We start from the raw sequence: 25,504 nt of genomic DNA, 5'->3' as shown, positions 1-25,504 counted from the left end.
AGGAAAAAGGCTGGATCTAAAAAAGGTTAGCTAGCATGGGTTTGGTCCAATACCGTATTCACACTAGATAATTAATGGTCGAATACATAACTCGTCAGTACATCTTTGGTACTTTTTTCATTAAAGTAGGACTGTTAATCCCATTCAGGTTGTAGAATAGAACAATACTCAGCCTTTTGAAGGGAGTAATGAAAACTTCTAAAGAAATAAGAGAAATCATCAAAAAGGAGTGTATGATTTTCATTGAAATCATACGAATCCAGAAATTTTTCAATAATGGATTGTTGATCTACTAGGTCGAATAATCCTGTTACATAAAGTTGATAGCTGAATTTATCATATAATGAATGAAAGCCTGTATCTTCAAAAATTTGCTTTACTAAATTTAATTCCACCTGTATTCACTCCTTTAAAACAATATACCTTTATATCCTTTTAGCTATTCAAAGATAATGGAATAAATGATTAAATGACATGATATATACTGGAATAATAAACAGAAATGGTATTTACTTTATCACTATCATATTTATATGGTAAGATTGAAAAGATTTAAAAAATAAAAAGTTAGAGTAAAGGAAGATACCGTTGAAAAAACCAGTAAAACTCATAATTGCACTTTCACTCATTATTATTGTTATATTGATGTTTTTTGTGTCTAAGGTAGTTTTTAACTCGGATAATAATTCTGAAGAAGCTGCTGATACGACTGTAATTTCTAAAGATTCAAGTTATCTGAAAGATACGGAAAAAGTATATATAGTCCAGGAATACAATGCAAAGAAAAAGAAAGATATTAAATTTGAACTAAGCTTTATTGGAACATCTAAAGGGTATGATACATGGTATGGAGCGGATACTTATTTAGAGAAGGAAAACAAGTATGGCTTATTTTACGGTGACGATAAACTACTGGCTTACCCGGTAGAGGTGGGCAAAAAGTGGGATGTCAAGCCTTTTACTTTCAACATTGAATCTGTTGATGAAACGGTTACAACTCCAGCAGGAACCTTTAATAACGTCGTAAAGGTTAGAACGACTGAAAATGGTTCAGATGAATACAATCTTACCTATTATGCAAAGGGTGTAGGTCAGATTTTAAAGGAATCTGTTGATTCTTCTAATAAAAAGACCATAAGGTTTGAACTCCAGGAAATAAAAGAAAAGTAATTGAGAAGTCTGCCTGTTTTTAAGAGAACCCACAGAGAGTTTCATTCTCTCTGTGGGTTTTTTTGAAGTGGGGCAAACGAAAAGGTAACTTAAGTGGTAGTCCTCTAGATTATGACAGATCTTATATCGTCCAAGTCTTTTTACGTTTAGAGGGTTGTCAGATGGGGATAATGTTCATACAGAAGAGATGCAAAAAAAGTAAAGAACGGAATGAACTAGCCCTAAGCTAATCCATTCCGTTCTTTACTTATATTGATACCTATATTTATTAACGATTTAAATTACTCTTATAAGAGGACCATTCCTACCAATCCACTTATTATTCCAAGAATCACTACAGAGGACACGACAAACAATAGGACTCTTTTAGGGAATGACTTAGCGACAAGTATTAAAGATGGCAGACTGATTGCTGGTAGTGTTAGAAGCAAGGCTGCAGCAGGTCCTCCACCAAGTCCTAAAGACATAAACGTTTGTATAATTGGAATTTCAGCAGCAGTAGGTATAACGAAAAGCATACCGGCTATTGCAAAGATGACAATCGCGATTATACCGTTTGTAGATGAGTCTACTTGAGGGAATAGCCAAACACGCGCAGCCCCAATAAGCAATACAGATAAAACATATGCAGGAACAATGTAAAGAACCATACTTCCTAAGCTTTTTAACCATCTAGAAAGGAAGTTTCCAGTAGTTTCAGTGTCCGTTATTATCTGGTCTATATCAACCGGTTTTTTGTCTTTAACAAAGCGATTAGCTAAATAGCTGATTCCGAAAGTTAAAATCAGTCCGAAAAATAGACGAATTAACGTGAATTTCCATGATAAAACAAATGTCATAAAGACAAGCGTCGCAGGATTGATGGTTGGATTGCCAATCCAAAATGCTAAAGCTGCACCAACTGAGACATTTTTTTTACGTAGTCCAACCGCCACTGGGGCTGAACAACAAGTACACATCATACCAGGGACCGAAGCTAACCCCCCGATGAATGTGCTGCCGAACGATGTTTTCCCAAGCCATTTAAGAAGCAATTGTGTTGGTAATAAGACTTGTACCAAAGAGCCGAGCAGGATTCCTAGTATGGCCGCTTTCCATACGGACGAGAAATAAACCTGTGCATAATCCCAGGCAGATTTCCATGATAGGGTGGCGCTGGACTGGTCTCCCAAAATAGATGTTCCAATGGAATGAGTATCGGCTGCTAGCATCCCTTTTTGATAATAGGGCCACCATTTTATATAAAGTAATCCTACAATAGCGATTACTAAAAATGAAACGATAAACCACAAAGCTTTAGTATTTGACGTGCGTTGTTCAAGTAGTGTAGGTCTTAGCTGTGACATGGTTACCTCCCAATAAAATAAAAAAATTTCAAAAGACAATATATTATACCACTAATCTTTAATTTATTTTGGTGAAATAGTAAATTTCACAAATTTAAGCCTGAATTATGCTTTTATTGACTATGTGTTTTATAATAATTAAGACGAAAAGAAAGGTTGATTTAATTATGACAAATTCAAATAGTGTTAAGCTTACTTCATTATCCTCAAAAGGAGGTTGTGGCTGTAAAATCGGTCCAGCAGACTTGGCTCAGGTTTTACGTGGTTTACCACCTACTCTTCCTAACCCGAATTTATTAGTTGGTTTAGATACAAGTGACGATGCTGGTGTTTATCGTTTAAATGATGAATTGGCGATTGTACAAACCGTTGATTTCTTCACTCCCATCGTTGATGATCCATATTCATTCGGACAAGTTGCGGCAGCCAATGCCATCAGTGATATTTACGCAATGGGGGGAAAACCGCTAACTGCGCTAAATATTGTTGCCTTCCCAATTTCCAAATTGGACAAACAAGTCTTAACTGATATCTTACGAGGTGCAGGAGATAAGTTAAAAGAAGCAGGTGCCACTCTTGTCGGGGGACATTCAATCGATGATAATGAACCAAAATTCGGTCTTGCCGTGACGGGACTTGTTCATCCTGACAAGGTCCGTACAAATGCAGGGGCAAAACCAGGGGATAAACTTATTTTGACTAAACCTATTGGTGTGGGCATTTTAACGACATCGATTAAAAGGGACCTTCTAACAGAGGAAGAAATCGCCCACGTTACAAAAGTAATGTCCACGTTAAATAAAATAGCTTCAGAAACGATGGAATCCTATGATGTCCATGCGTGTACGGACGTTACTGGTTTTGGTCTATTAGGGCATGCTTCAGAAATGTCAAAAGGAAGTAATACCGGTCTTCGTATCCATCATGCCCAAGTGCCAATATTGCCGAGGGTTAAAGAGCTAGCTGAAACTGGTGCCGTGCCGGGGGGAACAAAAAATAACTTTGCCCATCTTCAAGGTGATGTCACTTTCCCAGAAACAATGGATCAGATAGATCAATGGATATTATGTGATGCCGTAACATCTGGAGGACTTTTGATTTCCGTAGCAGGTGTAGAAGCAGATGCATTATTATCCGATTTACAAGATGCGGGAGTGGAAGCCGCAATAATTGGTGAAGTAACCGAAGAGAATCCAGGGCACATTGTTGTCATATAATGAACGAAAAATTTGCTTGGAAGAAATCGACGAAAGCTGATTTCTTCCATTCTCATTTCTCAACGTTTGAAGATATTCAAGTTTTTCTTTCAGATCCAGAAAGGTGGAAACATTGTGTTCCAAGATATTTCAGTTGATGAATTGCTCGATTTAAAGGATAAGAAAGAACTCACGGTAATTGATGTACGTTCCCCATCTGAATATAAAGACGCCACCATTCCTGGCAGTTTAAATATACCGTTTTTTGATGATGCAGAAAGAGCCGAGGTTGGAACGCTGTATAAACAAGTGAGTGCCCAGGCTGCTAAAGAACGAGGTTTAGAAATTATTTCAGTAAAATTACCACAGTTTATAAAGGATTTTGCTAAGATAGAAGGCAAAAAAGCCGTTTTTTGTTGGCGTGGGGGTATGCGAAGCAGGACCACTGCCACTGTCCTATCCTTAATGGGAATTAAAGCCCTTCGATTGGATGGAGGGTATCGTAACTATCGTAACTGGGTGGTAGATCACTTAGAAACGCTGGACATGAAACCCGAAGCCTATGTATTGAACGGATTTACCGGAACAGGAAAAACGACAATTCTGCATCGACTTAGGGAAGATGGATACCCTATTTTAGATTTTGAAGGTATGGCAAATCATAGAGGGTCTGTTTTTGGCCAGATTGGTCTGGAACCGAATAATCAAAAAAAATTCGATTCATTACTTTTCGAGAGTGTCCAAAAAGTTCAGCAATCACCGTTTGTTCTTATTGAAGGAGAAAGTAAAAGGATTGGTAAAGTCATAATTCCAGATTCCGTTTTAGCAAAAAAGGAACAAGGAATACAGGTATTCATCGATTTACCCATAGAAGAAAGAGTTCTTCATATTTTAGAGGACTATCAACCTTGGGAACATGAACAGGAGTGTCTAGAAGCCTTTTTAAGGATTAAAAGACGGATTCATACACCCATTGCTACTCAAATAGAAAATGATTTGAGATCCGGTAACTATTCGTCGGCAGTCGCACTATTACTTGAATACTACTATGACCCTATGTATCAACATACCGCTGACCATTTTCCCGATGATCGAAAAATCACAATCCAGGCTAAAAATGTGGATGAAGCAATTGAAATCATTCGTGAACGGTTACGTGTAAAGCATGGATAAGCAGTAGTGCTGTTTGGGTTTTCCTTTTCCAATCAATAATTAATCGGTTACCTGAATCCTAATTCGTTTTATAATGCAAAAAAGCACACCCTAAAAAAGGTGTGCTTTTTTTGATATTCTATTATTTATACATGTCAGCGATTTGCTTTTGTAATTTGCTATCTTCAAGGTACTCATCATAGCTAATTTGTTTATCAATAGTTCCTTTAGGTGTAAGTTCGATTATACGGTTTGCAACTGTTTCAATGAACTGGTGATCATGAGAAGAGAAAATCATAGCTCCTTTGAAATTGATCAATCCGTTATTCAAGGCTGTGATAGATTCTAAATCAAGATGGTTGGTCGGTTCATCAAGCATTAATACATTTGAACCACTTAGCATCATTTTAGAAAGCATGCAGCGGACTTTTTCTCCACCTGATAGTACGCTGGCTTTTTTCGTCACTTCATCACCGGAGAATAGCATTCTGCCTAGGAAACCGCGCAGGAAGCTTTCACTTTGATCATTAGGAGAGTACTGACGCAACCAATCAACAAGTGTCAAATCGACACCTTCGAAGAATTCAGAGTTGTCTTTCGGGAAATACGCTTGTGAAGTGGTAACACCCCATTTGTAAGTACCGCTATCTGGTTCCATTTCTCCAGCAAGGATTTTGAACATGGTCGTTTTAGCAATTTCATCTCTACCGACAAATGCAATTTTATCTTCTTTGTTCATGATGAAGCTTACGTTATTCAACACGGTCACACCATCAATGGTCTTTGTGATTCCATCTACACGTAGGAGGTCGTTCCCAATTTCACGCTCTGGTGAAAAACCTACATAAGGATAACGGCGGGATGATGGTTGAATATCATCTAGACTTATTTTATCCAATAATTTTTTACGTGAAGTGGCTTGACTTGATTTAGAAGCATTGGCACTGAATCGCGCAATGAAATTTTGAAGTTCTTTAATTTTTTCTTCTTTTTTCTTATTGGCATCTTGTGTCAATTTAAGAGCTAGTTGGCTTGATTCATACCAGAAGTCATAGTTACCGATGTAAATTTTGATCTTACCGAAATCCAAATCCGCAATATGTGTACATACCTTATTAAGGAAGTAACGGTCATGGGAAACGACGATAACGGTATTTTCGAAACCAATCAAGAATTCTTCCAGCCATCTAATTGCTTTTATGTCCAAGTGGTTGGTAGGCTCATCAAGTAAAAGGACGTCAGGCTTGCCAAACAGGGCTTGTGCAAGCAATACTTTCACTTTGTCGCCACCAGTTAATTCAGCCATTTTCTTTGTATGAAGGTCTTCAGAGATGCCAAGACCTTTTAAAAGGATGGATGCTTCAGGTTCAGCTTCCCATCCGTTAAGTTCTGCGAATTCACCTTCAAGTTCGGCGGCTTTCATACCGTCTTCATCAGTGAAGTTTTCTTTCATATAGATTGCATCTTTTTCTTGCATGACTTCGTATAGTCTTTCATGGCCCATGATGACAACTTTAAGGACCTCTTCTTCTTCAAAAGCAAAATGATCTTGTTTCAAAACGGCCAGGCGTTCGCCAGGTCCCATATGCACATCACCGGATTGTGCTTCAATTTCTCCGGAAAGAATTTTTAAGAATGTGGATTTACCGGCACCATTTGCCCCAATCAATCCATAACAGTTACCAGGCGTGAATTTTATATTAACATCTTCAAACAGTTTACGATCGCCGTAGCGCAAACCAACGTTATTTACTGTAATCATTTATTTACATTCCTCCAATGACAATATCTTTAAAATTATAACATGAAAGAGGGGTCAATAAAAATATTTTAGGTTAACATAAGGGAAAAGTGATATATGCGTGATAATTTGGCAATTTGCTCTATACACCGTTCTTATAAGAAAACTACTCTAATCCTTTATGTGAGTGATGTGGATGACTTGGTACTAGTTCTTTTATTTTGGCTTAATAAAGAAATATTTGCTCCCGTCAGCCCATCTAGATAGCCGTAACTATCATATCTCCGATATAAATATAACAATGATATTTCCAAATATTTAATTCTAATAGATTCTTTTCTGGAATATATAGTTTTTCATTCGAAATATAACGTAAACTGGACTTACTGCTTTAAAAAAGATTCTTAAAAAAACCGTTTGAGATAAATAAAAAGGTTGAATGTAATTGTCAATTCTTTTTTTCTTTGATAATATGTATGTCCATTTCCGAGGGCATGGTTTAATTTCACATGTTCTCACATGTAGAGGGGAAGGATCAGAATGATACGACATCCCGATTTTGAAAAAGAACGCGAGCGGTTGGATTTTACAAAAAGGTACATTGATGTAGTGATCAAAACTTCAGAGAGCAATAAGGATCAATTCCAGAAGAATATGCAAGAGGCTTTTGGTGATGCGGATTGGTCGGAGTCAGGTTTATACTCCCAGTTACTGACTACCGCCAATTTCTTTGAAATGTCTCAGTCTGAATTGGATAGTCTGAAAATAGCAAGGAACAAACCATACTTTGCAAGAGTAGACTTTGTCCGGCATGACAATACTCAGGGAGAAATTCTTTATTTTGGTAAAACATCCTTGTATCAACGTGAAAGCCAAGAACAGATTATCGTCGATTGGCGTTCGCCCATTGCCAATCTATATTATGAGGGCCGAATTGGAGAAGTGAAATATCAAGCGGAAGGAGAAACATTCAGCGGGGATATCACGTTAAAGCGGCAACTGATGATTGAGGATGGCGAGTTGGAAGAGGTCAGGGACATTGACTTGACTACAACGGATGAATTGTTGCAGGAATCCCTTTCTAAAAGCTCAAGCAATCGCTTGACAGACATTATCACGACGATTCAGGAAGAACAAAATAAAATCATTCGTGCCGATTTAAATAAACCCATTATCGTACAAGGGGCGGCTGGTAGTGGTAAAACGACGATTGCCTTACACCGGATTTCTTATTTCATTTACCATTACAAAGATTTATTTGATCCACGTCAGTTAATGATCCTTGCCCCAAGCCGAGTATTCATCGACTACATATCCGAAGCTTTGCCGGAACTGGGAGTCGATAAAGTCAAACAGTTCACATTTGCTGAATACGTCCAGGTGGCAATTGGGCGGCCTTTAAATCTAATACATGATGATAAGTTGATGCGTATATTGGAGGAAAATAATGACGAAACGAAAGTGGTAATCTGGATATCGGGTTTAAAAGGATCTCCTTTATTTAAATTGATTTTGGACGGATATATAAAAGATATCTTCCGGAGCTTTCACCCAGTGGAAGATTTTTATTGTGATAATTACCGGTTATATTCTGCCAAGAAGTTTATTAGATTATTAGAAGAAGATTATTGGTACCTGCCACTTTATGGACGCCTTGATAAGTTAAAGGACATCTTACAAAATGAAGTGAAATTGAAAAAGAAAAAAATGTTGGATCGAGTTGCTGATTTTTATCAAACGAAAATTGATAAAGCCTTCGCCAGGAACATTGATCCTGTAAAGCGGAAGGAATTTGTCACAAAGTGCCATGACAAAATGATAGAACGGACCGAACGGATGAAAAAGGCGATTCGTACGTCAGTTAAAGCTTATTTTAAGCCATTCACAAACAAAGGCTTGCTACAGTATTATCAGGAGTTATATCAGGATCCTGAACGTCTTGCCTTCTACAGCAACGGTAAACTAAGCTTCGAGGATGCACGTACGTTATGTGAATATAACCAAAGATTGTTTCATGAAAAAAGCTACGAAATCGAGGATTTAGGTGCCTTGTTATATTTACAGGAATTAATTTTTGGTGTTAATAAAGACCATAAAGCCAAAAACGTTGTCATAGATGAAGCCCAGGATTATAGTTTTATGCAATTGCAAGCATTGAAGACAGCCTTTGACACGGATATGTTCACACTTGTTGGAGACCTTGCCCAGGGCATTCATTCGTATAGGGGACTTCAAACATGGGAAGATGTTCATCGTTCCATTTTTCCTAGAGCGACTTATACAGAACTGCAAAAAAGCTACCGGACGACCATTGAAATCATGGGGCAGGCCAATCGGATTCTAAAAATGTTACCTTATGATTTTCCTGAGGTCGAGCCTGTGGTCCGTCATGGAAACGAACCTGAATTCATATCCATCAAAAGCAATTGGGAGGGGCAATTGATTGATCTTATCGAAAAGTTAAAGGAGGAAGGGTATCATACATTTGCCATCATCGCCAAAACGATGAAAGATTGCGTGCTCGCGAATGAAAAATTGAGTAAGCTGTCCAATGATTTTCATTTAATTAATGAAGAGGGTATGATTCCGAAGCATAAAACGATGATAATCCCATCCTATCAATCCAAAGGTCTTGAATTCGATGTTGTCGTGGCCTTATCTCTGGAAGAGACATTTCTTCTGGAGAATGAACTTGATTTGAAATTGCTTTATGTCACCATGACAAGACCTTTACATCGCCTTTACTTTTTTGGAAGTGAAAAAGAAGATTTTCTATTAGCTTGATGGATAAGATAGGAGGCCGATAGACGTCTGTGCCTCCTATTTTGTCCTGCCTATTATAATTTCACTAGGATATCTAGGATATTATCCCAGCCATAACCAACTTCGGCTAACTCGATTCCGGCCATTTTAACCGTTTTTTCGCTGATTATGCGGCCGCCGAGTGCTTCGTAAAAACCCCTTGATGGATTGTCCTTTAACGCCCATATAATTAAATTAGCATGTTGCTTTTGTACAAGTTCATCTACCACTGCTTTCATTAGTTTTCTTCCGATCTCTTGCCGTTGGTACTCTTTTAACAGATAAATGGCGTATACCTCACCTTGGATATGAAGATGATTCGTTTGTTCTGGACCACCTGCTGCAAAGCCGACGATCTTTCCATCACCATTTTCAGCTATATATGTTGCACTATGAAGCATCTTTAGATTTCTTGACCAATTTTTTTTCCTGGTTTCTAAATTTAAAGAGTTCAGATATGAGTCTGGGAGAATTCCTTTGTAAGTGGATTGCCAACTTTTTATATGAACGTGGGCTATCCCAGTTATATCGTTTTCTGTAGCCTTTCTGATTTGCATGTGAAATCACCTTCCATTTAGTAGTTTCCCATAGAATATCATGACAGATGAGATTAAACTTCAGATTTATGTTTAAAAGTTTCTTATAAAGGAAAAGAAATAAAAGAGTCATTCAACGAGATGAAGGGAAGGTTGAGAAAGATGAAATTGAAAGTTGGTTTTTATTTTCCAGGTGGTAAAGAGATTGAGCATGAGGTCGATGGGGATGACAGTACACAAATCATTTCAAATATTCAGAAGCACCGCTTTTATAATTTAGTTAAAGGCGATACACATTATGTGGTAGACACTGAAAAGGCTGCATACTTCTCGGTGACAGAAATAGCTGATTGATTTTTAACCGTATTGGACATTTGATCCGATACGGTTTATTCTTTTTTTGGAGATAGAAATACTTTAAAGGAGTCAGTGATGAAAATTAATTTTACGAACAACCAATATAATACATTAATTAAATTGGTGCAGTATGGATATTGGATAGCATCTGATATGGAAAAAAATGAAGAATTCAGTGAGCTAGAGCAGTATTTGAATTCCTATGCGAAGGATTTTGGCGTGAAAGGAATTGAATATATAGAAGAGTATGGGATTTACGATGTGAGTCGTGAGCTTGAAGAAAAAATCCAAGAAGTAATTAATGAGTATGAAGATGGCGTTTTCCTGGATAAGCTTGCCTATCACATGGCAAGAAACGAGTTTGTGAAGGAATCGAAGCTCAAAAATTTCAGCCAAGAGGAAGCGTTTTTACGAGTACTTGAACTTGAAGAGAAATACCATCTCTATATAGAAGAGAATGGTCTGGAACATTTGAAAATTGATAAATGAAGAAAACATGAAAGGGAGAGGAACCTCATTTATTCCTCTCCCTTTCATTAACTCAAATTCTCCATTTAAATAATTTGTTATCAGGTATTTCCATGAGTGTTACCTAGCTTATTAACGGCAAATGTATAAAATGCCATCATATCTTCCCGCGAAGAAAACCCCGCTTGAGCCGATTTTTCATTGCCCCCACCTTTACCATTGTGTGAAGAAAGCCATTCCCTAAAGAATTGTCCACAATGAATGGAGATGGTGCCATCGTGTGGAAGCAGAGCCTTTTGTTCCTGTAACGTTATAAATAGGACAAGTGAGCTTTCTTTCCGATGTATAGCTGAAGAGAGCAGTTGTAGATCCTTCAATGTATGGTCTTCAAAAACATGAGCGATCAACGACCCATCTTCTATATTTGCCAACAACGATGAAGCGAGAAACTCCATGTTTTTCAGTTTAAGCTTTTCATAAGCCATTGATAGCTTGTCGTGCTCGTTTTCCAATCTTTCCACCCTATTAAGGATATCTATACGACCTGTATTAAATTTGTATGATAACGTAGAAAGTAAGGTCAAGCTGTCGGTATAGTCGTTTAACGCCCTTAAGCCACATTTAAAATAGAGACGTGTACTTTCTTTCTGTTTTTCCGTTTTGAGGATTTTAATAATTCCTATTTCTCCGGTTTGTTCCACGTGCGTTCCACCACAAGGATTAAATTCAATCCCCTCGATTTCTACAATTCGAATGTTTTCTGTCACCGTAGGCATTTTGACTACGGGTATGGTCTTCAATTGATCTTCAGACACAAAGTATGTATGTAACTTACGATTCTCATAGATATACTGATTGGCGATCCGTTCCGTTTCAACTGTTTGGACATCAGTCCAGGAAGGTGTATCAATATCAATGGAGACAATGTCTTGGCCAAGATGGAAACTGACGGTATTCGCGTTGAAAAGGTCTCTACAGACGGCTGAAAGTAAATGCTGTCCGCTATGCTGCTGCATATGGTCGAAACGGCGTTCCCAATCAAGCTTGCAATGTACGAAAAGGGAAGCGGGGCTGTTTCCAACCTTATGAAGGATATCTTCATTTTCATTTTTTGAAATTTCAAGAACTGGTATACCATCTATGCTACCAATATCCCCAGGTTGACCTCCACCCTCAGGGTAAAAAGCTGTTGCATCGAGCAGTATATAATAAAAGCCTTCTTCTTCAAAAATGTCGAGGACCTTCGTGTCCCATTCAGATACCTTGGATGATTCATAATATAGTTTCTTTGTCATAATAACCCCTATCCCATCTTTATTCAGTAAATTATATCACCCCCAACCATATTAATGGAATAAGGAACCTTTATCGGATGTTACAGTAAAATATGTAGTCTTTATGACAAAGATTCAAAAAAATTCATGAGACCGTCATTATGCTATTTATAGAAAAAACCTTTTGATGTAAAATATTCCTGAAAGAATATACTTTAGACCTAATTAAAATAAAAATATGGAATTGGGGCTCGACTATTTACAGGCTTTGTGTGAAAGTCGACTATCTTTTTTTCTATGCAATATGTTTATTTACGTAGGTTAGAAAGGGTCAAGTGATTAGAATTGCACATAGTCAATATGGAAAAATACAAAAATACTCTCTATCGAAATATTAAAAAACAGCTTTCTGATTGGTTGGAATTAGATAAAACGAAGATGGTTACTACAAATGAGGTACACCGTTTTCTTCATTCTATTAAAGGGACTGCAGGCACCATAGAGTTAGGTGGTCTCATGTTAATATCCGAAAATCTGTTAGGAAAGCTCGATGAAGACAGTGATGGAGTATGGAAACAAGATGACCTTGAAAATCTACTATTTGCTTTAATTGAACATACCTATGAATATGAGCATTTTGCAGAAGTGGAGATAAAAGAGAAGCCAGCCCATGATACACAGGCCCCACTCATTCAAATCATTGATGACGATATATCGATGCTGATTTTATTAAAGGACATCCTTGAAGAAAAAGGGTGGATGGTCATAACGAGTTCTGATCCGGTTAAAGCTACAAAACAATATTTTGAGATGCAGCCAGATTGCTTAATTCTAGATATTCAATTACCTACGAAAGATGGTTATCAAGTTCTGCAGGATATCCACTTTCATAATGAAAAATATTTCATCCCTAAAATCATGATTAGCATTCAAAATGACAAACAATCACGAATTAAAGCATATAAAATGGGGGCGGATGATTTCATTAGTAAGCCTATAGATATTGAAGAATTTGTTGTGAAAATAGAAAGACATATTCAGCGCAAGAAAATTTTCGATCAATCCGTCCTAATTGATGAACTTACTCAAGTATATAATCGTAGGTTCTTTGAAGATATGCTACCGCGTTATTTTCAGGATTTCAAACGAAACGGAAATCTGTTTTCGATTAGTATCATAGATCTGGATCACTTTAAAAGAGTAAATGATACATATGGACATGCGATGGGTGACGTCGTTTTGTTGGAGTTTGCCCAATTTATTAAAAACAATATCCGTAGTTCCGATTTGATTTGCCGGTATGGCGGTGAAGAATTTGTCATTATATTTCCTCAGACAGCAAATGAGGAAGCCAGGAATAAACTAACAGAATTAATAAAGATTTTCTCTACCAAAAGTTTCACTTATGAACAACGACATTTTTCTGTCTCTTTTTCTGCTGGTGTTTATACGGTACATGATGAGAGCATTACTCCTAAAGAGGCTTTTGAGGAAGCGGATAGTTCCTTGTATGAAGCAAAGCGTTTAGGGCGAGCGCGGGTGGAGAGCATTCAAAAAACTAGCATTAAAAAGAAATACCTTAATGTATCAGTGATAGATGACGATATCATTATTAGAACGATCTTAACGAAAATATTGCAGTCGATGGATTTTCCTCTTTATGATTTACATATAGCCGTATATGAAGATGGGGATTCTTTTTTGAATTCAAACCGGGCAAACGAAAACATCTCCCATTTTTTGATACTTGATGGAGTAATGCCAACTATGGATGGCATTGACGTACTGAAGAAAGTGAAAAAGGGTAGCAATGCCGATTCTTTTACCGTTTTGATGTTAACCGGTAGAAAAAGTTCGGGGGACATTGCTACAGCATTAAAATTGGGAGCGGATGATTATGTCACAAAACCTTTTAATATTACTGATCTTCAGGCAAGAATGGAACGTCTGATAAAAAAAATAATGTAAGCAGTAGACCATTTTTTCTATTCGATAGGAAAATAAAAGAGAAAGTAGGGTTGCGGTTTCAAAGAGTCACATGCATTTGAAACGAATTGATCCTTCTATTGCAGTACTGATCGTAAGGAGAATGAAAAAGTGAAACGGATTTTATTAGCTGAAGACGAAGAAATTTTGCGTATGCTTGTTGTGGATACATTAGAGGATGAAGATTACGAAGTCGATGAAGCTTCTGATGGTATTGAAGCGGTTCAATTACTTGAAAAGAATAGCTATGATCTCATCATCTTGGATTATATGATGCCAGGCTATACCGGTTTAGAAATCATTGAAAAAATCGAATCAACTGAAATTGAAAATAAAGGGAAAATCCTGATGCTATCAGCGAAAAGCCAGCAATTTGAACAAGAGAGAATTTTAGAAGCGGGAGCGGACTATTTCATGGCCAAGCCTTTTAGTCCAATGAAGCTTTTAGAGAAAATAGAGGCCATTTTAGATGAAGCTGAAACGTTATTCAAATAAGAGTCTTTCTCGTCAAGTAGTGAGTCTAATGACTGCTTGTATCATTTTATTCATAGTTGGTACAGGGATTTTATTTTATGTGTTGCAGACTGTGAATGCAGAATATATCCAGAAAAGAAATGGAATTGTTGAGAAAGAATTGTTGTTGGATGAAATTTACGAGCAATATAATAATGTCTTTTTGGATGCTAGAGGTTATATTGCATTTGGAAATGAGACATATAAAGACAAAGTTTGGAGCAGGGAAGATAAGATACGACATGATATTTCCACTTTCAAGGACCTATCAAGTTCAAAAGCCGATGAAAAAGTCCACACCGATCTCGTGAATTTTACTGATTATTATTTTAATGCCATTAAGCCTGTTTTTTCGAATATGGAAATGGACGGGAGTAGGGATAAGGGTAAGCAAATAGAAAATGAGATCACTGCCCAAGTTGCGGATTTTCGCGACAGTGTAAGGTCGTATTCGTCTGCGCTTTCAGAAAAGCTTGATGAGAATGTGAATGCATTGGCAAAAGAACAGTCCATTTTACAAGGGACCTTTATCGGATTCGTACTTGTTTTCTTATTGGTCTTTCAGAAAGTCGTGAGAAGCATTATTAGGAATATCGGAAAGCCTTTGGCTGATTTTTCATTTGCAGCTAATGAGATTGCAGCTGGTAGGGACGCCATCATTTCAGTAGATGAAGGCCGGGGAGATGAATTAGGGGTTTTGGCCATTGCCTTTAGAAAGATGATTGCAAGCATTCAGGATAAAGAGCAGGAATTGATGGCTCATAATGAAGAATTGCTTGCTCAGCAAGATGAACTTCAGGCCCAGCAGAATGAATTACAAGAAACGTTGGGGCTTATAACGAAGAATGAGAAACAACTGACTAGAAGAAATGAACTAATAAATGGTATTTCCACTTCTTTGGATAAAAATGACGTTCTTAAAAGTATTGTCTGTAATATGAGCAGTTTGATTGGAGCTGACCGTGGTATGATCACTCTAATTAATGAAGATGCATATTCTTCTTTCGGCATATCGGAATATGGAGTACAGCAATACCGAAAGAATATCAATACTGGGTTAAATGAACGCTTAATAGAAGGAAAAAAGCCATTCACTGTTAAAAGAGAGCAACATGTCAGTGAAAAGGGATACCATGAAAATACGAATTACAGTTATGATTTATTTCTTCCCGTTCTATCCGCTTTGCAAGAGGTCGACGCAATCATGGTTTTCAGCCGTTATGGATCCGCTTATACAGAAGAAGAAATGAGTGAATGTGAAACATTGGCTAAGCAGATTTCAACTTCACTTGATAAAATCAAGCTGTACGAGCAAACGGAAGATAATCGCCGGTTAAATCAGGATATCCTGAGCACGATACAGGAAGGCATTCAATTAATAGACCAAGATAGAAAGATTGTTCAAGTGAATCAACAATTTTGTGACCTATTCAAACCGGGGTCGGAACCAGTACATGTCATCGGATCTCCATGGGAAAGATGGAGTAGTGAAATGGATAGCCGGATTGCCCAAGAAGATTTCTTGGATACCTTGGAAAAAGCATTAAAAAGAGCGGATGAAGAAGCGGACTCTGAAGAGCGCACGTTCACTTTTCACAAGAAAGAAAACAACCAGGTTCTCAAGGTGTACTTTGAAACTATAAAGTATGGTGAAGAAGCTTATGGCACCATTTTGGTTTTTCGTGATATTACGAAAGAATATGAAGTGGACCAAATGAAGTCCGAGTTTGTCAGTACCGTCAGTCATGAATTGCGTACCCCGCTTGCGAGTGTTCTAGGCTTTACCGAATTAATGTTAAATAAACCGTTAAAACCGGAAAGACAAACAAAGTATTTACAGACTATTTATAATGAGGCGAAGAGGCTCACCGCTTTAATCAATGACTTTCTGGATGTGCAACGAATGGAATCGGGTAAACAAACATATGAGAAGAAATATGTTGAGATTCTACCGTTGTTGCAAAAGGTCATAGGGAACCTTGAAATTAGCACATCACTCCATGATATTCGTCTTCTTGCGGAAACTGATGATCTCGTGATTATAGGTGACCGCGCAAAAATCGAACAAGCTATAATGAATCTATTGAGTAATGCAATTAAATACTCTCCAGATGGAGGGAAAGTTCTTATTCGGGTGTACAGCAAGAAAGAAACGTTATCCATCGATATCGTGGATGAGGGGTTGGGAATCCCACAGGAATCCCTTAAGCATTTGTTCCAGAAATTTTACCGTGTGGACAATTCGGACCGCAGGCGGATAGGAGGAACGGGTTTAGGGTTATCCATCGTGGAGGAAATCGTCAAATCGCATGGTGGGCATATATCCGTAAAATCAGAGTACGGTCGTGGAAGTACATTCACCCTTTCATTCCCTAAGATAACCCTTAAGGAAGAACGTACCCTGAATGATGGACATTCAAAAAAATTGAGCTATGATATCATGGTCATTGAAGACGATTTCAATTTAGCGGAGTTATTAAGATACGAACTGGTTGACAGCGGTTTTCAAGTCAGTTATTTCAAAAGCGGAAAGAAGGCGCTTCAGAAATTGAAGCAATCGCCTCCGGATGCCATCGTCCTTGACATTCTCCTTGAAGAGGGGGAAATGGATGGGTGGTCAATCATGAAAGAGTTGAAAGAAAGACCGGAGTTAAAGGACATCCCCATTTTTGTATCGACTGCGCTTGATGAAAAAGAAAAAGGTTTTTCGCTTGGGGCAAAGGAATACTTGGTTAAACCATACAAACCAAGTCAATTATCAAAGGTGATCATGCATACGTTATTAAGCAATGGAAAAAAAGGCCAGATTATGGTCCCACGTCCATCCTGGGAAGCCGAAAGAAGCCTTTGAAAAATAAAAATGTTAGAATAGGTGTACAGAAAGATAAAAAAATGATAGATTCAAATATGATGGAAAAATAAATATTTGGGTACAATTGTAGGTAAAGGTAAGTTACAGGAGGATTTTTATACATGCAAAAAATTCAGGCCGGTTTGGCTGTAGAGTTACAAGTAGAACGTAAGGCTGATTTCGGATGGTTCTTGACTGATGGTTCGGAAGATGTCTTGCTACACCATAATGAAGCGAATGAAGGTACTGTACTTGAAATTGGTGATGAAGTTACAGTATTTATCTATCATGATAAACAGGCACGGTTAACGGCTACCATGAATATTCCGGAAATACAGATTGACAAATATGGCTGGGCAGAAGTCGTCAATGTACAAAAGAAGCTAGGCGTCTTTGTGAATATTGGGCTTTCTAAAGATATTCTTGTATCTTTGGACGACCTTCCGAACATCGATCGTTTATGGCCGGAAGTGGGGGATCGTCTCTATATTTGCCTGAAAACAGATCGGAATGATCGTTTATTCGGCAGACTTACAACGGAAGATACCATTCAAGAAATCACTGTTCCAGCTCCATTAAAAGGAGTCCGCAATACTACCGTAAAAGGGAATGTATATCGATTGCTGATGGTCGGTTCCTTCTTTGTTTCGGAGGAAGGGTATCGTTGCTTTATTCATGAAAGTGAGAGAAAAGAAGAGCCGCGCCTAGGAGAATTTGTTGAGGGGCGTGTAATCGACAGTAAGGAAGATGGCACACTTAACGTTTCTCTATTTCCATTCAAGCAAGATCTAATGGAAGAAGATGCTGATATCATCTATACTTATTTAATGAATCGCGGTGGAGCCATGCCATATGGTGATAAGACTCCGCCTAGTGATATCCAGTTCCATTTCGGTTTAAGTAAGGGAGCCTTTAAACGTGCTCTTGGTAAATTGATGAAAGAAGGAAAGATTTATCAAGAAGAAGGATGGACATACTCTTCTGATCGTAAATGATAAAAAAGCAGCGGAATGAACTTCTCCGCTGCTTTTTTATGGTTTTTATTAAAAGATTTTCTTTTTCCCCTTTTCTTCTTTTAAAATCTCCACCGCTTCACGAAATCTCATGGAATGAACAATTTCCCTTTCCCTTAAAAACCTTAATGAATCGTTGATGTCCGGATCATCCGAAATGTCAATCAACCATTGATAGGTTGCTCTGGCCTTTTCTTCTGCTGCAATATCTTCATATAAATCTGCTATGGGATCGCCCTTTGCTTGAATATACGTAGCCGTCCATGGATTTCCTGCTGCATTTTCATAGAAGAGGGCGCTGTCGTGATTAACATAGTGGTCACCAAGACCGGCCTCTAGCATTTGTTCCGGTGTGGCGTCTTTTGTAAGTTTATAAATCATCGTTGCAATCATTTCTAAATGGGCAAATTCTTCCGTTCCAATGTCGGTCAGTAATCCGATAACTTTTTCCGGAATTGTATAGCGTTGATTTAAGTATCGTAGTGCGGCAGCCAATTCACCATCAGCGCCTCCATATTGTTCCCTTAAATATTTAGCGAGTGTGGGATTACAAGTACCAACCTTTACTGGATATTGTAGCTTTTTCTCATATATCCACATAGATATCTCTCCTTAAACCTGCCATGGCCATGGTCCTTGGCCCCATTCCCATTTATTTTCACCATCTGGACTGTTTCCAAATTGAAACAATGGGCCGTATTTAGGTTCAAATGCAGCCTTCAATTTGGTTGAGTATTGTTGAAATTGGTTAAATTGTTGTAAAGCTTGCTGATCATGGGGATGTGTATCCAAATACAGAGTCAGCTCGACTAACACGAAATCGGCAGCTTGTATTTGGCCGAGTAACTGGTAGTATTCATCATCCAGTTTCCTATTCATTACTATTTCTCCCTTTCACGATATGGATTATCATAATAATCGTAGAAAAATTTCCAAAGCGTACCATACTTCAAAGCTTCTTCTGGAGAAAATTGTTCTAGGTTAGGCGGCTGAAAATTAATATACAAATTCGGAGGCGTACGGTAATACTTTCTTCCGATTGGTGGACATGGATCGAATTTGCTATGAAAAGGCTTATAGGACTTGATCAGGGTAAAAGTCTTTTCATTTGCCAAGGAAACTCCTCCTTTCAATAAAAGGTCATCCATTAATAATTATGCTGTTGTAAATAAAATATGCCTAATGAAAAACGGCCAAAAAGAAGGACAGATTCTACTTGGAATCATTTTTGTGTTTTTGGGCTTGTTATCCTCTTGTTATCTTTCTGTGATGTTTGACATCTATTCTTTATCTGTTTGTTCTTTGTATAGGGACAAACTGTGATAGTATTTAGAACATAGCTTTTGAAAGAGTTCACAAGGAGGTACGATATATGAAAAAATCAATTTTATCGTTAACGGCCGTGGTGGCCATATCAGGAGCATTTACAATACCGGTTCAAGCTGAGGAAGTTACAGTCAAAAATGGTGACACACTATGGGGATTATCTCAATCACATAAAGTTTCAGTAGAAGATATTAAATCATGGAATCAATTAACGTCAGATTATATATATGTGGGAGACTCCTTACATATTTCTCAAGAAGAGCAATATACCGTAAAGGCTGGAGACACATTATCGCAAATAGCGAATAAATATCATGTTTCGATTAAGGACCTTAAATCATGGAATAATTTAAATACAGATACAATTCATCCAAAACAGGCCCTAGTTATTAAGCCAGCGGCAAATAAGGTGGAGGCAGCAAGTACAGGTCCAGATAATAAGGCAGAGCAAGCTGCACCAGCACAAGAGACTGCACCAGTACAAAAAACTGCACCTGCACAACCTGAAAAAACAGAAAAAGAGAATAATGTATCGCAAAATGAATCAAATCAAGACAATGTAGCAAAAGAAATGACTGTAAGGGCAACAGCCTATACGGCAGATTGCCAAGGATGTAGCGGCGTCACAGCGACAGGGGTGGATTTGAAAGCAAATCCAAATGAAAAAGTCATTTCCGTTGATCCATCTGTCATACCGCTAGGAACAAAAGTATATGTAGAAGGCTACGGTTATGCAACGGCAGCTGATACAGGTAGTGCGATTAAAGGAAATAAGGTCGATATTTTCATTCCAAATAAAGAAGATGCTCTAAATTGGGGCGTCAAAAACGTTAATCTAAAAATCCTTAATTAATAACTGACAATTGCTCTATATGAAAGAAGGGATGGACACAGATAATATCTGTGTCTATTTTTATTCTTTTGGTGTATGAAAAAAACGAGTACAATAGAGATATTAAAACAATAGTCAATTGGGGGAGTCACACTTTGATAGAAAAAGCACGCGAATATTTACAGCAGTATTTTGGGTATGAATCATTCAGGTCAGGCCAAGAAAAGATTATCGAGCAAGTCTTAGATGGAATAAACACAGCTGGAATTATGCCGACTGGAGGAGGAAAGTCAATTTGCTACCAGATTCCAGCCCTACTTTTACCAGGCATCACACTCGTTATATCCCCGTTAATCTCCTTGATGAAAGATCAGGTTGATGCCCTCGAACAAAACGGCATCGATGCCACTTTTCTCAACAGCTCCATATCTGGTACGGAAGCTTCCAATAGGATGAGAGATATTAAGCAGGGAAGGTACAAGCTGGTATACCTGGCACCGGAACGATTGGAAAACCATATTTTTCAGAGGGATCTGGCTAGTGTGGATATATCGATGGTCGCGATAGACGAAGCTCACTGCATCTCTCAATGGGGTCATGATTTTAGACCAAGTTATTTAAAAATCAAAACCTTTTTGAAAGAAATGCCGACAGCTCCAACCATTCTTGCCTTAACAGCGACAGCAACCCCGAATGTAACAGAAGATATCTGTCAGTCATTGGGAATTACTGCAAACCATACGGTATCCACAGGATTCGCTAGGGAAAATTTATTTTTTTCCGTCGTCAAGGAAGAGAACCGCGGTCGATATTTAATGCGTTATATTGAGAAGAATAAAAATGAGTCCGGTATTATATATGCTGCAACAAGAAAAGAAGTCGATTCATTACATGCCAAACTCAACAAAGCGGGTATTAAAACAGGACGTTATCATGCTGGAATGAATGAACATGATCGATCTGAACAACAGGAGCTATTCATTCGTGACGATATATCTTTGATGATTGCAACCTCAGCTTTCGGTATGGGCATTGACAAATCAAACGTTCGTTATGTCATCCATTACCAAACGCCGAAGAATATGGAAAGTTATTATCAAGAAGCAGGTCGTGCAGGACGTGATGGATTGGATAGTGAATGTATTCTGCTTTATTCACCTCAAGACATGCAGATTCAGCGTTTCTTAATCGACCAATCCAATCCCTCTCAAGAATGGCAAGCCCAAGAACTGAAGAAGCTGAATAGGATGAAGGATTATTGTTTTACAGAAGGGTGTTTACAAGCATTTATCCTTCGATACTTTGGTGAAGAGAATCCGGAAGATTGCGGTCATTGTGAAAACTGTACGGATAAACGTGATGCCGTAGATGTGACAACTCAGGCGCAAATGGTCCTTTCGTGCATGTTGCGAATGGGGGAAAGGTTCGGCAAGACGATGATCAGTCAAGTGCTTACAGGTTCAAAAAACAAAAAGATAGAACAATTTGGATTCCATAAGCTCTCGACATATGGAATCATTAATAATCAGTCAGCTAAAGATGTTGCCGATTTCATAGATTTTTTGACCGCCAAGCAATTTATCGAAATGACAGGTGGGCAATTTCCTGTTCTTAAAGTAACAAATGCTGGTAGGGAAGTATTGCTAAATCAGAAGCAAGTGCTACGCAAAGAAGTGAAACAAGTCACCAGCATTAATGTGGATCATGGTTTGTTTGAAGAATTACGACGTGTAAGAAAAGACATCGCAAGTGCGGAAAATGTGCCGCCATTCATTATTTTTTCGGATGCCACTTTAAAGGATATGGCAACAAGGTTACCTGTGACAGAACAAGATTTCCTTGAGGTCAAAGGCGTGGGCTCACAAAAATACGATCGTTTTGGTAGGACATTTTTAGAGGTAGTTTCGAATTATTTACAAGCACATCCTGACATTGAGTCGAATAGAATATATAAAAAAGAAACGACGAAAAGCAGTACAGGACCTTCACATATCGAAAGTTATCGTTTATATCAAGAAGGAAAGTCAATCAAAGAAATTGCAACGATAAGAGGCCTGTCTACAATTTCCATCGAAAATCATTTATTAAAGTGTGCGGAAGAACAAATGGATATCAAATGGGAGGGTTTCTTCAATCAAGAAGAGTACGATTTAGTACTGGAAACTGCTAAACAACTTGATTCCGGAAAGCTAAAACCTCTTAAAGAGGCCCTTCCCAATCATTTTTCATACTTTCAGATAAAAGCGATCATGGTAAAAGCCACATTAGCTAACTAATTCATCAAATAATGGTTATTTTTTAGCGCTGGATAAATAAGAAATTGATTTGATACGTATACTATAGAAGTAAAACAGCCGAAAAGTTCATTGGCTTAAAACTTGGTGTGTAATTTGAAAAAGGAGGTTGCTCATGTATTTTGGCAAAAAGAATTCAGAGGAACCAGAAATCATAATGGAAGATACTATTGTATATGCGTGCGGATCAGCGGATTGTAATGGCTGGATGAGGAAGGACTTTGCCTCAGTAAACTATGATTGTCCAATGTGTGGAAGTCAATTAATTGAAGAAGTTAGAGAACTTCCGAAAATTGAAAATGAATATAATGCGTATAAGTAAAAGGGGTAAGTACTTACCTCTTTTTATTTTGGGAATGTAATTAGGATTTCATCAAGATATAATAACTACTCTTTACATCATAAGAAACGTGTGCTATAATTAAAATTCAGTGTTGTTATTAGAAAACACTAAGAGGGTAATTTAAAAGATACATTTTTATTAATAAAATAATTTTCATCGTTTTTATGATGAAGTAGAAACAAGTTAAAACAACTAGAAAGAAATACGTTTTAATCACCAGGTATTTTCCTCGATTCATTTTGTTCTTCATTAACTTACTTCTATGTAGCCATTTATCTTTTGGATTTAATTTTCCCAATTGGAATTACGGACGGTTTAATTAATAAACATGTACTTATCAGCTTTCACCTGATTCTCACAGGCACGGTCTAGGAGCCGTATGGATGAGAGAGAGGCAGGGCTTTCATTGTTTTAGGTTATGGCACTAAAATTACTCTCATGCTTGATTCGACTTTATACTAAGCGAACAAGCTGCAAGAATCATGATTATGATTCTTGAATACAGTCCCGTCTTTACAAGCTCTGAGGTAGTCAAAGGCTGGATTGTGAATACTTGGATTTGGAATTGTAGGTATCTTAAGCTTTAACTTAAATATTTTATGAAGAAATATGTTATAATGTATAATGAGATATTTAAAATTGGTTGTGATCTCCTGTTATTTCCACTCATTTATCTTGAGTGTATAGTAACTAATCTTAGATAAGTAAATGGGCTATACTCACATTTATTTAGATTAATCGCTAGCTATTCTTCTTTATCTTTATGGCACCGGCACAAAAAATCTGTGCTAAGTCAATTTAAATCTAAGGAGTGAGATACATGTATAGAAGAAATAATACGGAAGAAATCATTCCTGAAGAAACTAAGGTTTGGGAATGCACATCAGAAGATTGTAAAGGGTGGATTCGGGATAACTTTACGAGCAATGATGAGCACCTTTGCCCATTATGCGGTAGTAAAATGAAACAAGGTACAAGAATGCTACAAGCAATTAACAATCCGAGAAATTATTAATACCATCAAAAAAGCTGAAGGGATTCTTCCCTTCAGCTTTTTTTTGCTGCATAATCATAACTGAATATTGCAAATGTAAGAAGGGTATTTTTAATGGATATCCTTCTTCTTGAACCGTCCACCTCGAACCTCGGCAATATCACCGACGGCAAGGAAAGCAGAAGGATCGAAACTTTTTACGATATCTTTAAGTTTTGCTTCTTCAAGACGGTTTATTACGCAGAATATAACTTTTTTATCGTCCCCTGAATAGGCGCCTTCTCCAGCTAGATAAGTTACGCCTCGTCCTAAGCGATGCATGATTGCATCCCCTATATCCAAAAATTCATCGCTGATAATCCAAACAAATTTAGATTCATCCAAACCGGCTATAACGATATCCATCGTTTTATACGCTACAAAATAAGCCAGAATCGAATACATGGCACGATCCCAGGAAAAAACAAATCCTGCACTGCCAAGGATGAATAAATTGAAGAACATGACAATCTCACCAACAGAGAAAGGAAGTTTCTTACTAGCTAGAATGGCAAGGATTTCAGTTCCATCTAATGAACCACCATACCGAATTACCATTCCAACCCCAATTCCAAGTATCATGCCTCCAAAAGCTGAAGCAAGGAGAATATCCTGAGTGAAAGCTGGTACATGATGAAGCAATGTGGTAGTTAAAGAAAGGATTAATATTCCATATAGGGTAGATAAAGCGAAGGTTTTTCCGATTTGTTTATATCCAATAAAAAAGAAAGGAAGGTTTAAAACAAAAAGAAAGATACCAAGTTTCATGCCGGTGATATAAGATAACATAATGGAAATGCCGGTAATGCCTCCATCGATAACGTTATTCGGAACAAGAAAAATCTCAAGGCCGACAGCCATTAATACGGCACCAATCGTTATGAGTAGACCTCTTTGTAAAACTTGCCTACGCGTCAGTTTTTTATGCTGCGTCTTCTTTTGTATAATTTCGGCTGTATTTGCGCTTGCTAGGTCCGACATTATCATGCCCCCACTCCTTTTTATATATATTCTCTATTTAATTATAAACGTATAAAAGGGATTAAAAAAAGAAATAAGCTCTCCGAACGTAGTTTGTTTTGCACTTACTCATGAATTGTAATCATTGTTCTCAGGAGGAGAACGATTGATAAACACTTTTTATTTTACTCGATACATAGGAAAAATATTTGTCATTCTATTATTTTTTTACATAGTTGTCGAAGATTTATTTATTGAATATACAGAAAATAACTTTAAATAACTCAGGAAGACAGGTAAATAGAAATAAA

Annotated in this window: 23 protein-coding genes; 14 read left to right on the top strand and 9 right to left on the bottom strand. The window is 37.6% G+C overall.

Annotated features, from left to right (window positions below; translation table 11 throughout):
* Positions 1 to 134 precede the first annotated feature (134 nt).
* Complete coding sequence (locus ACQKL6_RS02950) at positions 135 to 395, bottom strand: hypothetical protein (RefSeq protein WP_402868783.1); 261 nt, start codon at positions 393 to 395, stop codon at positions 135 to 137.
* A gap of 193 nt (positions 396 to 588) precedes the next feature.
* Here ACQKL6_RS02950 and ACQKL6_RS02945 point away from each other — a divergent pair, with 193 nt between their 5' ends.
* Positions 589 to 1,170 (top strand): hypothetical protein, encoded by a 582-nt coding sequence (locus ACQKL6_RS02945; RefSeq protein WP_402868781.1) that lies wholly within the window; start codon positions 589 to 591, stop codon positions 1,168 to 1,170.
* A gap of 287 nt (positions 1,171 to 1,457) precedes the next feature.
* On the opposite strand, the gene ACQKL6_RS02940 is transcribed toward ACQKL6_RS02945, so the two are convergent.
* Positions 1,458 to 2,516 (bottom strand): permease, encoded by a 1,059-nt coding sequence (locus ACQKL6_RS02940; protein WP_402958667.1) that lies wholly within the window; start codon positions 2,514 to 2,516, stop codon positions 1,458 to 1,460.
* Between the two features lie 167 nt (positions 2,517 to 2,683).
* On the opposite strand from ACQKL6_RS02940, the gene selD reads away from it, so the two are divergent.
* Positions 2,684 to 3,733 (top strand): selenide, water dikinase SelD, encoded by a 1,050-nt coding sequence (selD, locus tag ACQKL6_RS02935; RefSeq protein ID WP_402868777.1) that lies wholly within the window; start codon positions 2,684 to 2,686, stop codon positions 3,731 to 3,733.
* Between the two features lie 114 nt (positions 3,734 to 3,847).
* Complete coding sequence (gene mnmH / locus ACQKL6_RS02930) at positions 3,848 to 4,885, top strand: tRNA 2-selenouridine(34) synthase MnmH (RefSeq protein ID WP_402958669.1); 1,038 nt, start codon at positions 3,848 to 3,850, stop codon at positions 4,883 to 4,885.
* Between the two features lie 121 nt (positions 4,886 to 5,006).
* Here the strand turns inward: mnmH and ACQKL6_RS02925 are convergent, their stop codons facing one another.
* Positions 5,007 to 6,626 (bottom strand): ABC-F family ATP-binding cassette domain-containing protein, encoded by a 1,620-nt coding sequence (locus tag ACQKL6_RS02925; RefSeq protein ID WP_402958671.1) that lies wholly within the window; start codon positions 6,624 to 6,626, stop codon positions 5,007 to 5,009.
* A gap of 519 nt (positions 6,627 to 7,145) precedes the next feature.
* Here ACQKL6_RS02925 and ACQKL6_RS02920 point away from each other — a divergent pair.
* Positions 7,146 to 9,389 carry a HelD family protein gene (locus tag ACQKL6_RS02920; protein WP_427591200.1) on the top strand — a complete coding sequence of 748 codons (2,244 nt, stop codon included), beginning with the start codon at positions 7,146 to 7,148 and terminating at the stop codon, positions 9,387 to 9,389.
* Between the two features lie 53 nt (positions 9,390 to 9,442).
* Here the strand turns inward: ACQKL6_RS02920 and ACQKL6_RS02915 are convergent, their stop codons facing one another.
* Complete coding sequence (locus tag ACQKL6_RS02915; RefSeq protein ID WP_427591202.1) at positions 9,443 to 9,964, bottom strand: N-acetyltransferase family protein; 522 nt, start codon at positions 9,962 to 9,964, stop codon at positions 9,443 to 9,445.
* A gap of 141 nt (positions 9,965 to 10,105) precedes the next feature.
* Here ACQKL6_RS02915 and ACQKL6_RS02910 point away from each other — a divergent pair, with 141 nt between their 5' ends.
* Both ACQKL6_RS02910 and ACQKL6_RS02905 read left to right on the top strand, forming a co-directional pair.
* Positions 10,106 to 10,297 carry a hypothetical protein gene (locus ACQKL6_RS02910; RefSeq protein ID WP_402958677.1) on the top strand — a complete coding sequence of 64 codons (192 nt, stop codon included), beginning with the start codon at positions 10,106 to 10,108 and terminating at the stop codon, positions 10,295 to 10,297.
* A 78-nt stretch (positions 10,298 to 10,375) separates the two neighbouring features.
* The gene (locus ACQKL6_RS02905) at positions 10,376 to 10,789 is read left to right on the top strand and encodes a hypothetical protein (protein WP_403122700.1); all 414 of its coding nucleotides are present in this window, start codon (positions 10,376 to 10,378) and stop codon (positions 10,787 to 10,789) included.
* Positions 10,790 to 10,869: 80 nt separating this feature from the next.
* Here ACQKL6_RS02905 and ACQKL6_RS02900 read toward each other — a convergent pair whose 3' ends face one another.
* Positions 10,870 to 12,063 (bottom strand): alanyl-tRNA editing protein, encoded by a 1,194-nt coding sequence (locus tag ACQKL6_RS02900; RefSeq protein ID WP_427650549.1) that lies wholly within the window; start codon positions 12,061 to 12,063, stop codon positions 10,870 to 10,872.
* Between the two features lie 339 nt (positions 12,064 to 12,402).
* Between ACQKL6_RS02900 and ACQKL6_RS02895 the strand changes: the two genes are divergently transcribed.
* The 4 genes from ACQKL6_RS02895 (at position 12,403) to ACQKL6_RS02880 (ending at position 18,387) form a co-directional block, all read left to right on the top strand.
* Positions 12,403 to 14,010, top strand: a complete 1,608-nt coding sequence (locus tag ACQKL6_RS02895) for a GGDEF domain-containing response regulator (RefSeq protein ID WP_427650547.1) — start codon at positions 12,403 to 12,405, stop codon at positions 14,008 to 14,010.
* A gap of 129 nt (positions 14,011 to 14,139) precedes the next feature.
* Positions 14,140 to 14,523 (top strand): response regulator transcription factor, encoded by a 384-nt coding sequence (locus tag ACQKL6_RS02890; RefSeq protein ID WP_427591207.1) that lies wholly within the window; start codon positions 14,140 to 14,142, stop codon positions 14,521 to 14,523.
* Complete coding sequence (locus tag ACQKL6_RS02885; protein ID WP_427591208.1) at positions 14,498 to 17,392, top strand: ATP-binding protein; 2,895 nt, start codon at positions 14,498 to 14,500, stop codon at positions 17,390 to 17,392. Before ACQKL6_RS02890 ends, ACQKL6_RS02885 begins: the two co-directional genes overlap by 26 nt.
* Before the next feature lie 122 nt (positions 17,393 to 17,514).
* The gene (locus ACQKL6_RS02880) at positions 17,515 to 18,387 is read left to right on the top strand and encodes a CvfB family protein (RefSeq protein ID WP_427591209.1); all 873 of its coding nucleotides are present in this window, start codon (positions 17,515 to 17,517) and stop codon (positions 18,385 to 18,387) included.
* A gap of 48 nt (positions 18,388 to 18,435) precedes the next feature.
* Here ACQKL6_RS02880 and cotJC read toward each other — a convergent pair whose 3' ends face one another.
* Genes cotJC through ACQKL6_RS02865 form a run of 3 tightly spaced genes read right to left on the bottom strand, consistent with a single transcriptional unit; the run spans position 18,436 to position 19,520 of the window.
* The gene (gene cotJC, locus ACQKL6_RS02875; protein WP_402868755.1) at positions 18,436 to 19,005 is read right to left on the bottom strand and encodes a spore coat protein CotJC; all 570 of its coding nucleotides are present in this window, start codon (positions 19,003 to 19,005) and stop codon (positions 18,436 to 18,438) included.
* Between the two features lie 12 nt (positions 19,006 to 19,017).
* Positions 19,018 to 19,284, bottom strand: coding sequence for a spore coat protein CotJB (locus ACQKL6_RS02870; protein WP_402868753.1), 267 nt, complete (start codon positions 19,282 to 19,284; stop codon positions 19,018 to 19,020).
* A gap of 2 nt (positions 19,285 to 19,286) precedes the next feature.
* Positions 19,287 to 19,520, bottom strand: a complete 234-nt coding sequence (locus ACQKL6_RS02865) for a spore coat associated protein CotJA (RefSeq protein WP_427591210.1) — start codon at positions 19,518 to 19,520, stop codon at positions 19,287 to 19,289.
* Positions 19,521 to 19,777: 257 nt separating this feature from the next.
* Between ACQKL6_RS02865 and ACQKL6_RS02860 the strand changes: the two genes are divergently transcribed.
* From ACQKL6_RS02860 to ACQKL6_RS02845, 4 genes are all read left to right on the top strand, one after another.
* A complete protein-coding gene (locus tag ACQKL6_RS02860; protein WP_427591211.1) occupies positions 19,778 to 20,584 on the top strand; it encodes a LysM peptidoglycan-binding domain-containing protein in 807 nt (268 codons plus the stop codon).
* Between the two features lie 134 nt (positions 20,585 to 20,718).
* Positions 20,719 to 22,839, top strand: a complete 2,121-nt coding sequence (gene recQ, locus ACQKL6_RS02855; protein ID WP_427591212.1) for a DNA helicase RecQ — start codon at positions 20,719 to 20,721, stop codon at positions 22,837 to 22,839.
* A 133-nt stretch (positions 22,840 to 22,972) separates the two neighbouring features.
* A complete protein-coding gene (locus ACQKL6_RS02850) occupies positions 22,973 to 23,179 on the top strand; it encodes a cold-inducible protein YdjO-related protein (RefSeq protein WP_402868746.1) in 207 nt (68 codons plus the stop codon).
* Positions 23,180 to 24,020: 841 nt separating this feature from the next.
* On the top strand, positions 24,021 to 24,215 hold the full coding sequence (locus tag ACQKL6_RS02845; RefSeq protein ID WP_402868744.1) for a cold-shock protein: 195 nt from the start codon (positions 24,021 to 24,023) through the stop codon (positions 24,213 to 24,215).
* A gap of 90 nt (positions 24,216 to 24,305) precedes the next feature.
* On the opposite strand, the gene ACQKL6_RS02840 is transcribed toward ACQKL6_RS02845, so the two are convergent.
* Positions 24,306 to 25,214 carry a YitT family protein gene (locus tag ACQKL6_RS02840; protein WP_402868742.1) on the bottom strand — a complete coding sequence of 303 codons (909 nt, stop codon included), beginning with the start codon at positions 25,212 to 25,214 and terminating at the stop codon, positions 24,306 to 24,308.
* Positions 25,215 to 25,504: the final 290 nt, after the last annotated feature.

It is taken from the genome of Peribacillus sp. NPDC097197, assembly GCF_050278025.1.
GTDB lineage: Bacteria > Bacillota > Bacilli > Bacillales > DSM-1321 > Peribacillus.
This window is presented reverse-complemented; position numbering and strand designations above follow the sequence as displayed.

What these genes read in the sequence shown, in the direction of transcription:
- ACQKL6_RS02915 (WP_427591202.1), bottom strand. Translation starts at nt 9,964, where the DNA reads ATGCAAATCAGAAAGGCTACAGAAAACGATATAACTGGGATAGCCCAC.
- ACQKL6_RS02900 (WP_427650549.1), bottom strand. Translation starts at nt 12,063, where the DNA reads ATGACAAAGAAACTATATTATGAATCATCCAAGGTATCTGAATGGGAC.
- ACQKL6_RS02845 (WP_402868744.1), top strand. Translation starts at nt 24,021, where the DNA reads ATGTATAGAAGAAATAATACGGAAGAAATCATTCCTGAAGAAACTAAG.
- ACQKL6_RS02940 (WP_402958667.1), bottom strand. Translation starts at nt 2,516, where the DNA reads ATGTCACAGCTAAGACCTACACTACTTGAACAACGCACGTCAAATACT.
- ACQKL6_RS02850 (WP_402868746.1), top strand. Translation starts at nt 22,973, where the DNA reads ATGTATTTTGGCAAAAAGAATTCAGAGGAACCAGAAATCATAATGGAA.
- ACQKL6_RS02920 (WP_427591200.1), top strand. Translation starts at nt 7,146, where the DNA reads ATGATACGACATCCCGATTTTGAAAAAGAACGCGAGCGGTTGGATTTT.
- ACQKL6_RS02860 (WP_427591211.1), top strand. Translation starts at nt 19,778, where the DNA reads ATGAAAAAATCAATTTTATCGTTAACGGCCGTGGTGGCCATATCAGGA.
- ACQKL6_RS02910 (WP_402958677.1), top strand. Translation starts at nt 10,106, where the DNA reads ATGAAATTGAAAGTTGGTTTTTATTTTCCAGGTGGTAAAGAGATTGAG.
- ACQKL6_RS02895 (WP_427650547.1), top strand. Translation starts at nt 12,403, where the DNA reads ATGGAAAAATACAAAAATACTCTCTATCGAAATATTAAAAAACAGCTT.
- ACQKL6_RS02880 (WP_427591209.1), top strand. Translation starts at nt 17,515, where the DNA reads ATGCAAAAAATTCAGGCCGGTTTGGCTGTAGAGTTACAAGTAGAACGT.
- selD (WP_402868777.1), top strand. Translation starts at nt 2,684, where the DNA reads ATGACAAATTCAAATAGTGTTAAGCTTACTTCATTATCCTCAAAAGGA.
- ACQKL6_RS02840 (WP_402868742.1), bottom strand. Translation starts at nt 25,214, where the DNA reads ATGTCGGACCTAGCAAGCGCAAATACAGCCGAAATTATACAAAAGAAG.
- cotJC (WP_402868755.1), bottom strand. Translation starts at nt 19,005, where the DNA reads ATGTGGATATATGAGAAAAAGCTACAATATCCAGTAAAGGTTGGTACT.
- ACQKL6_RS02925 (WP_402958671.1), bottom strand. Translation starts at nt 6,626, where the DNA reads ATGATTACAGTAAATAACGTTGGTTTGCGCTACGGCGATCGTAAACTG.
- ACQKL6_RS02885 (WP_427591208.1), top strand. Translation starts at nt 14,498, where the DNA reads ATGAAGCTGAAACGTTATTCAAATAAGAGTCTTTCTCGTCAAGTAGTG.
- ACQKL6_RS02905 (WP_403122700.1), top strand. Translation starts at nt 10,376, where the DNA reads ATGAAAATTAATTTTACGAACAACCAATATAATACATTAATTAAATTG.
- ACQKL6_RS02870 (WP_402868753.1), bottom strand. Translation starts at nt 19,284, where the DNA reads ATGAATAGGAAACTGGATGATGAATACTACCAGTTACTCGGCCAAATA.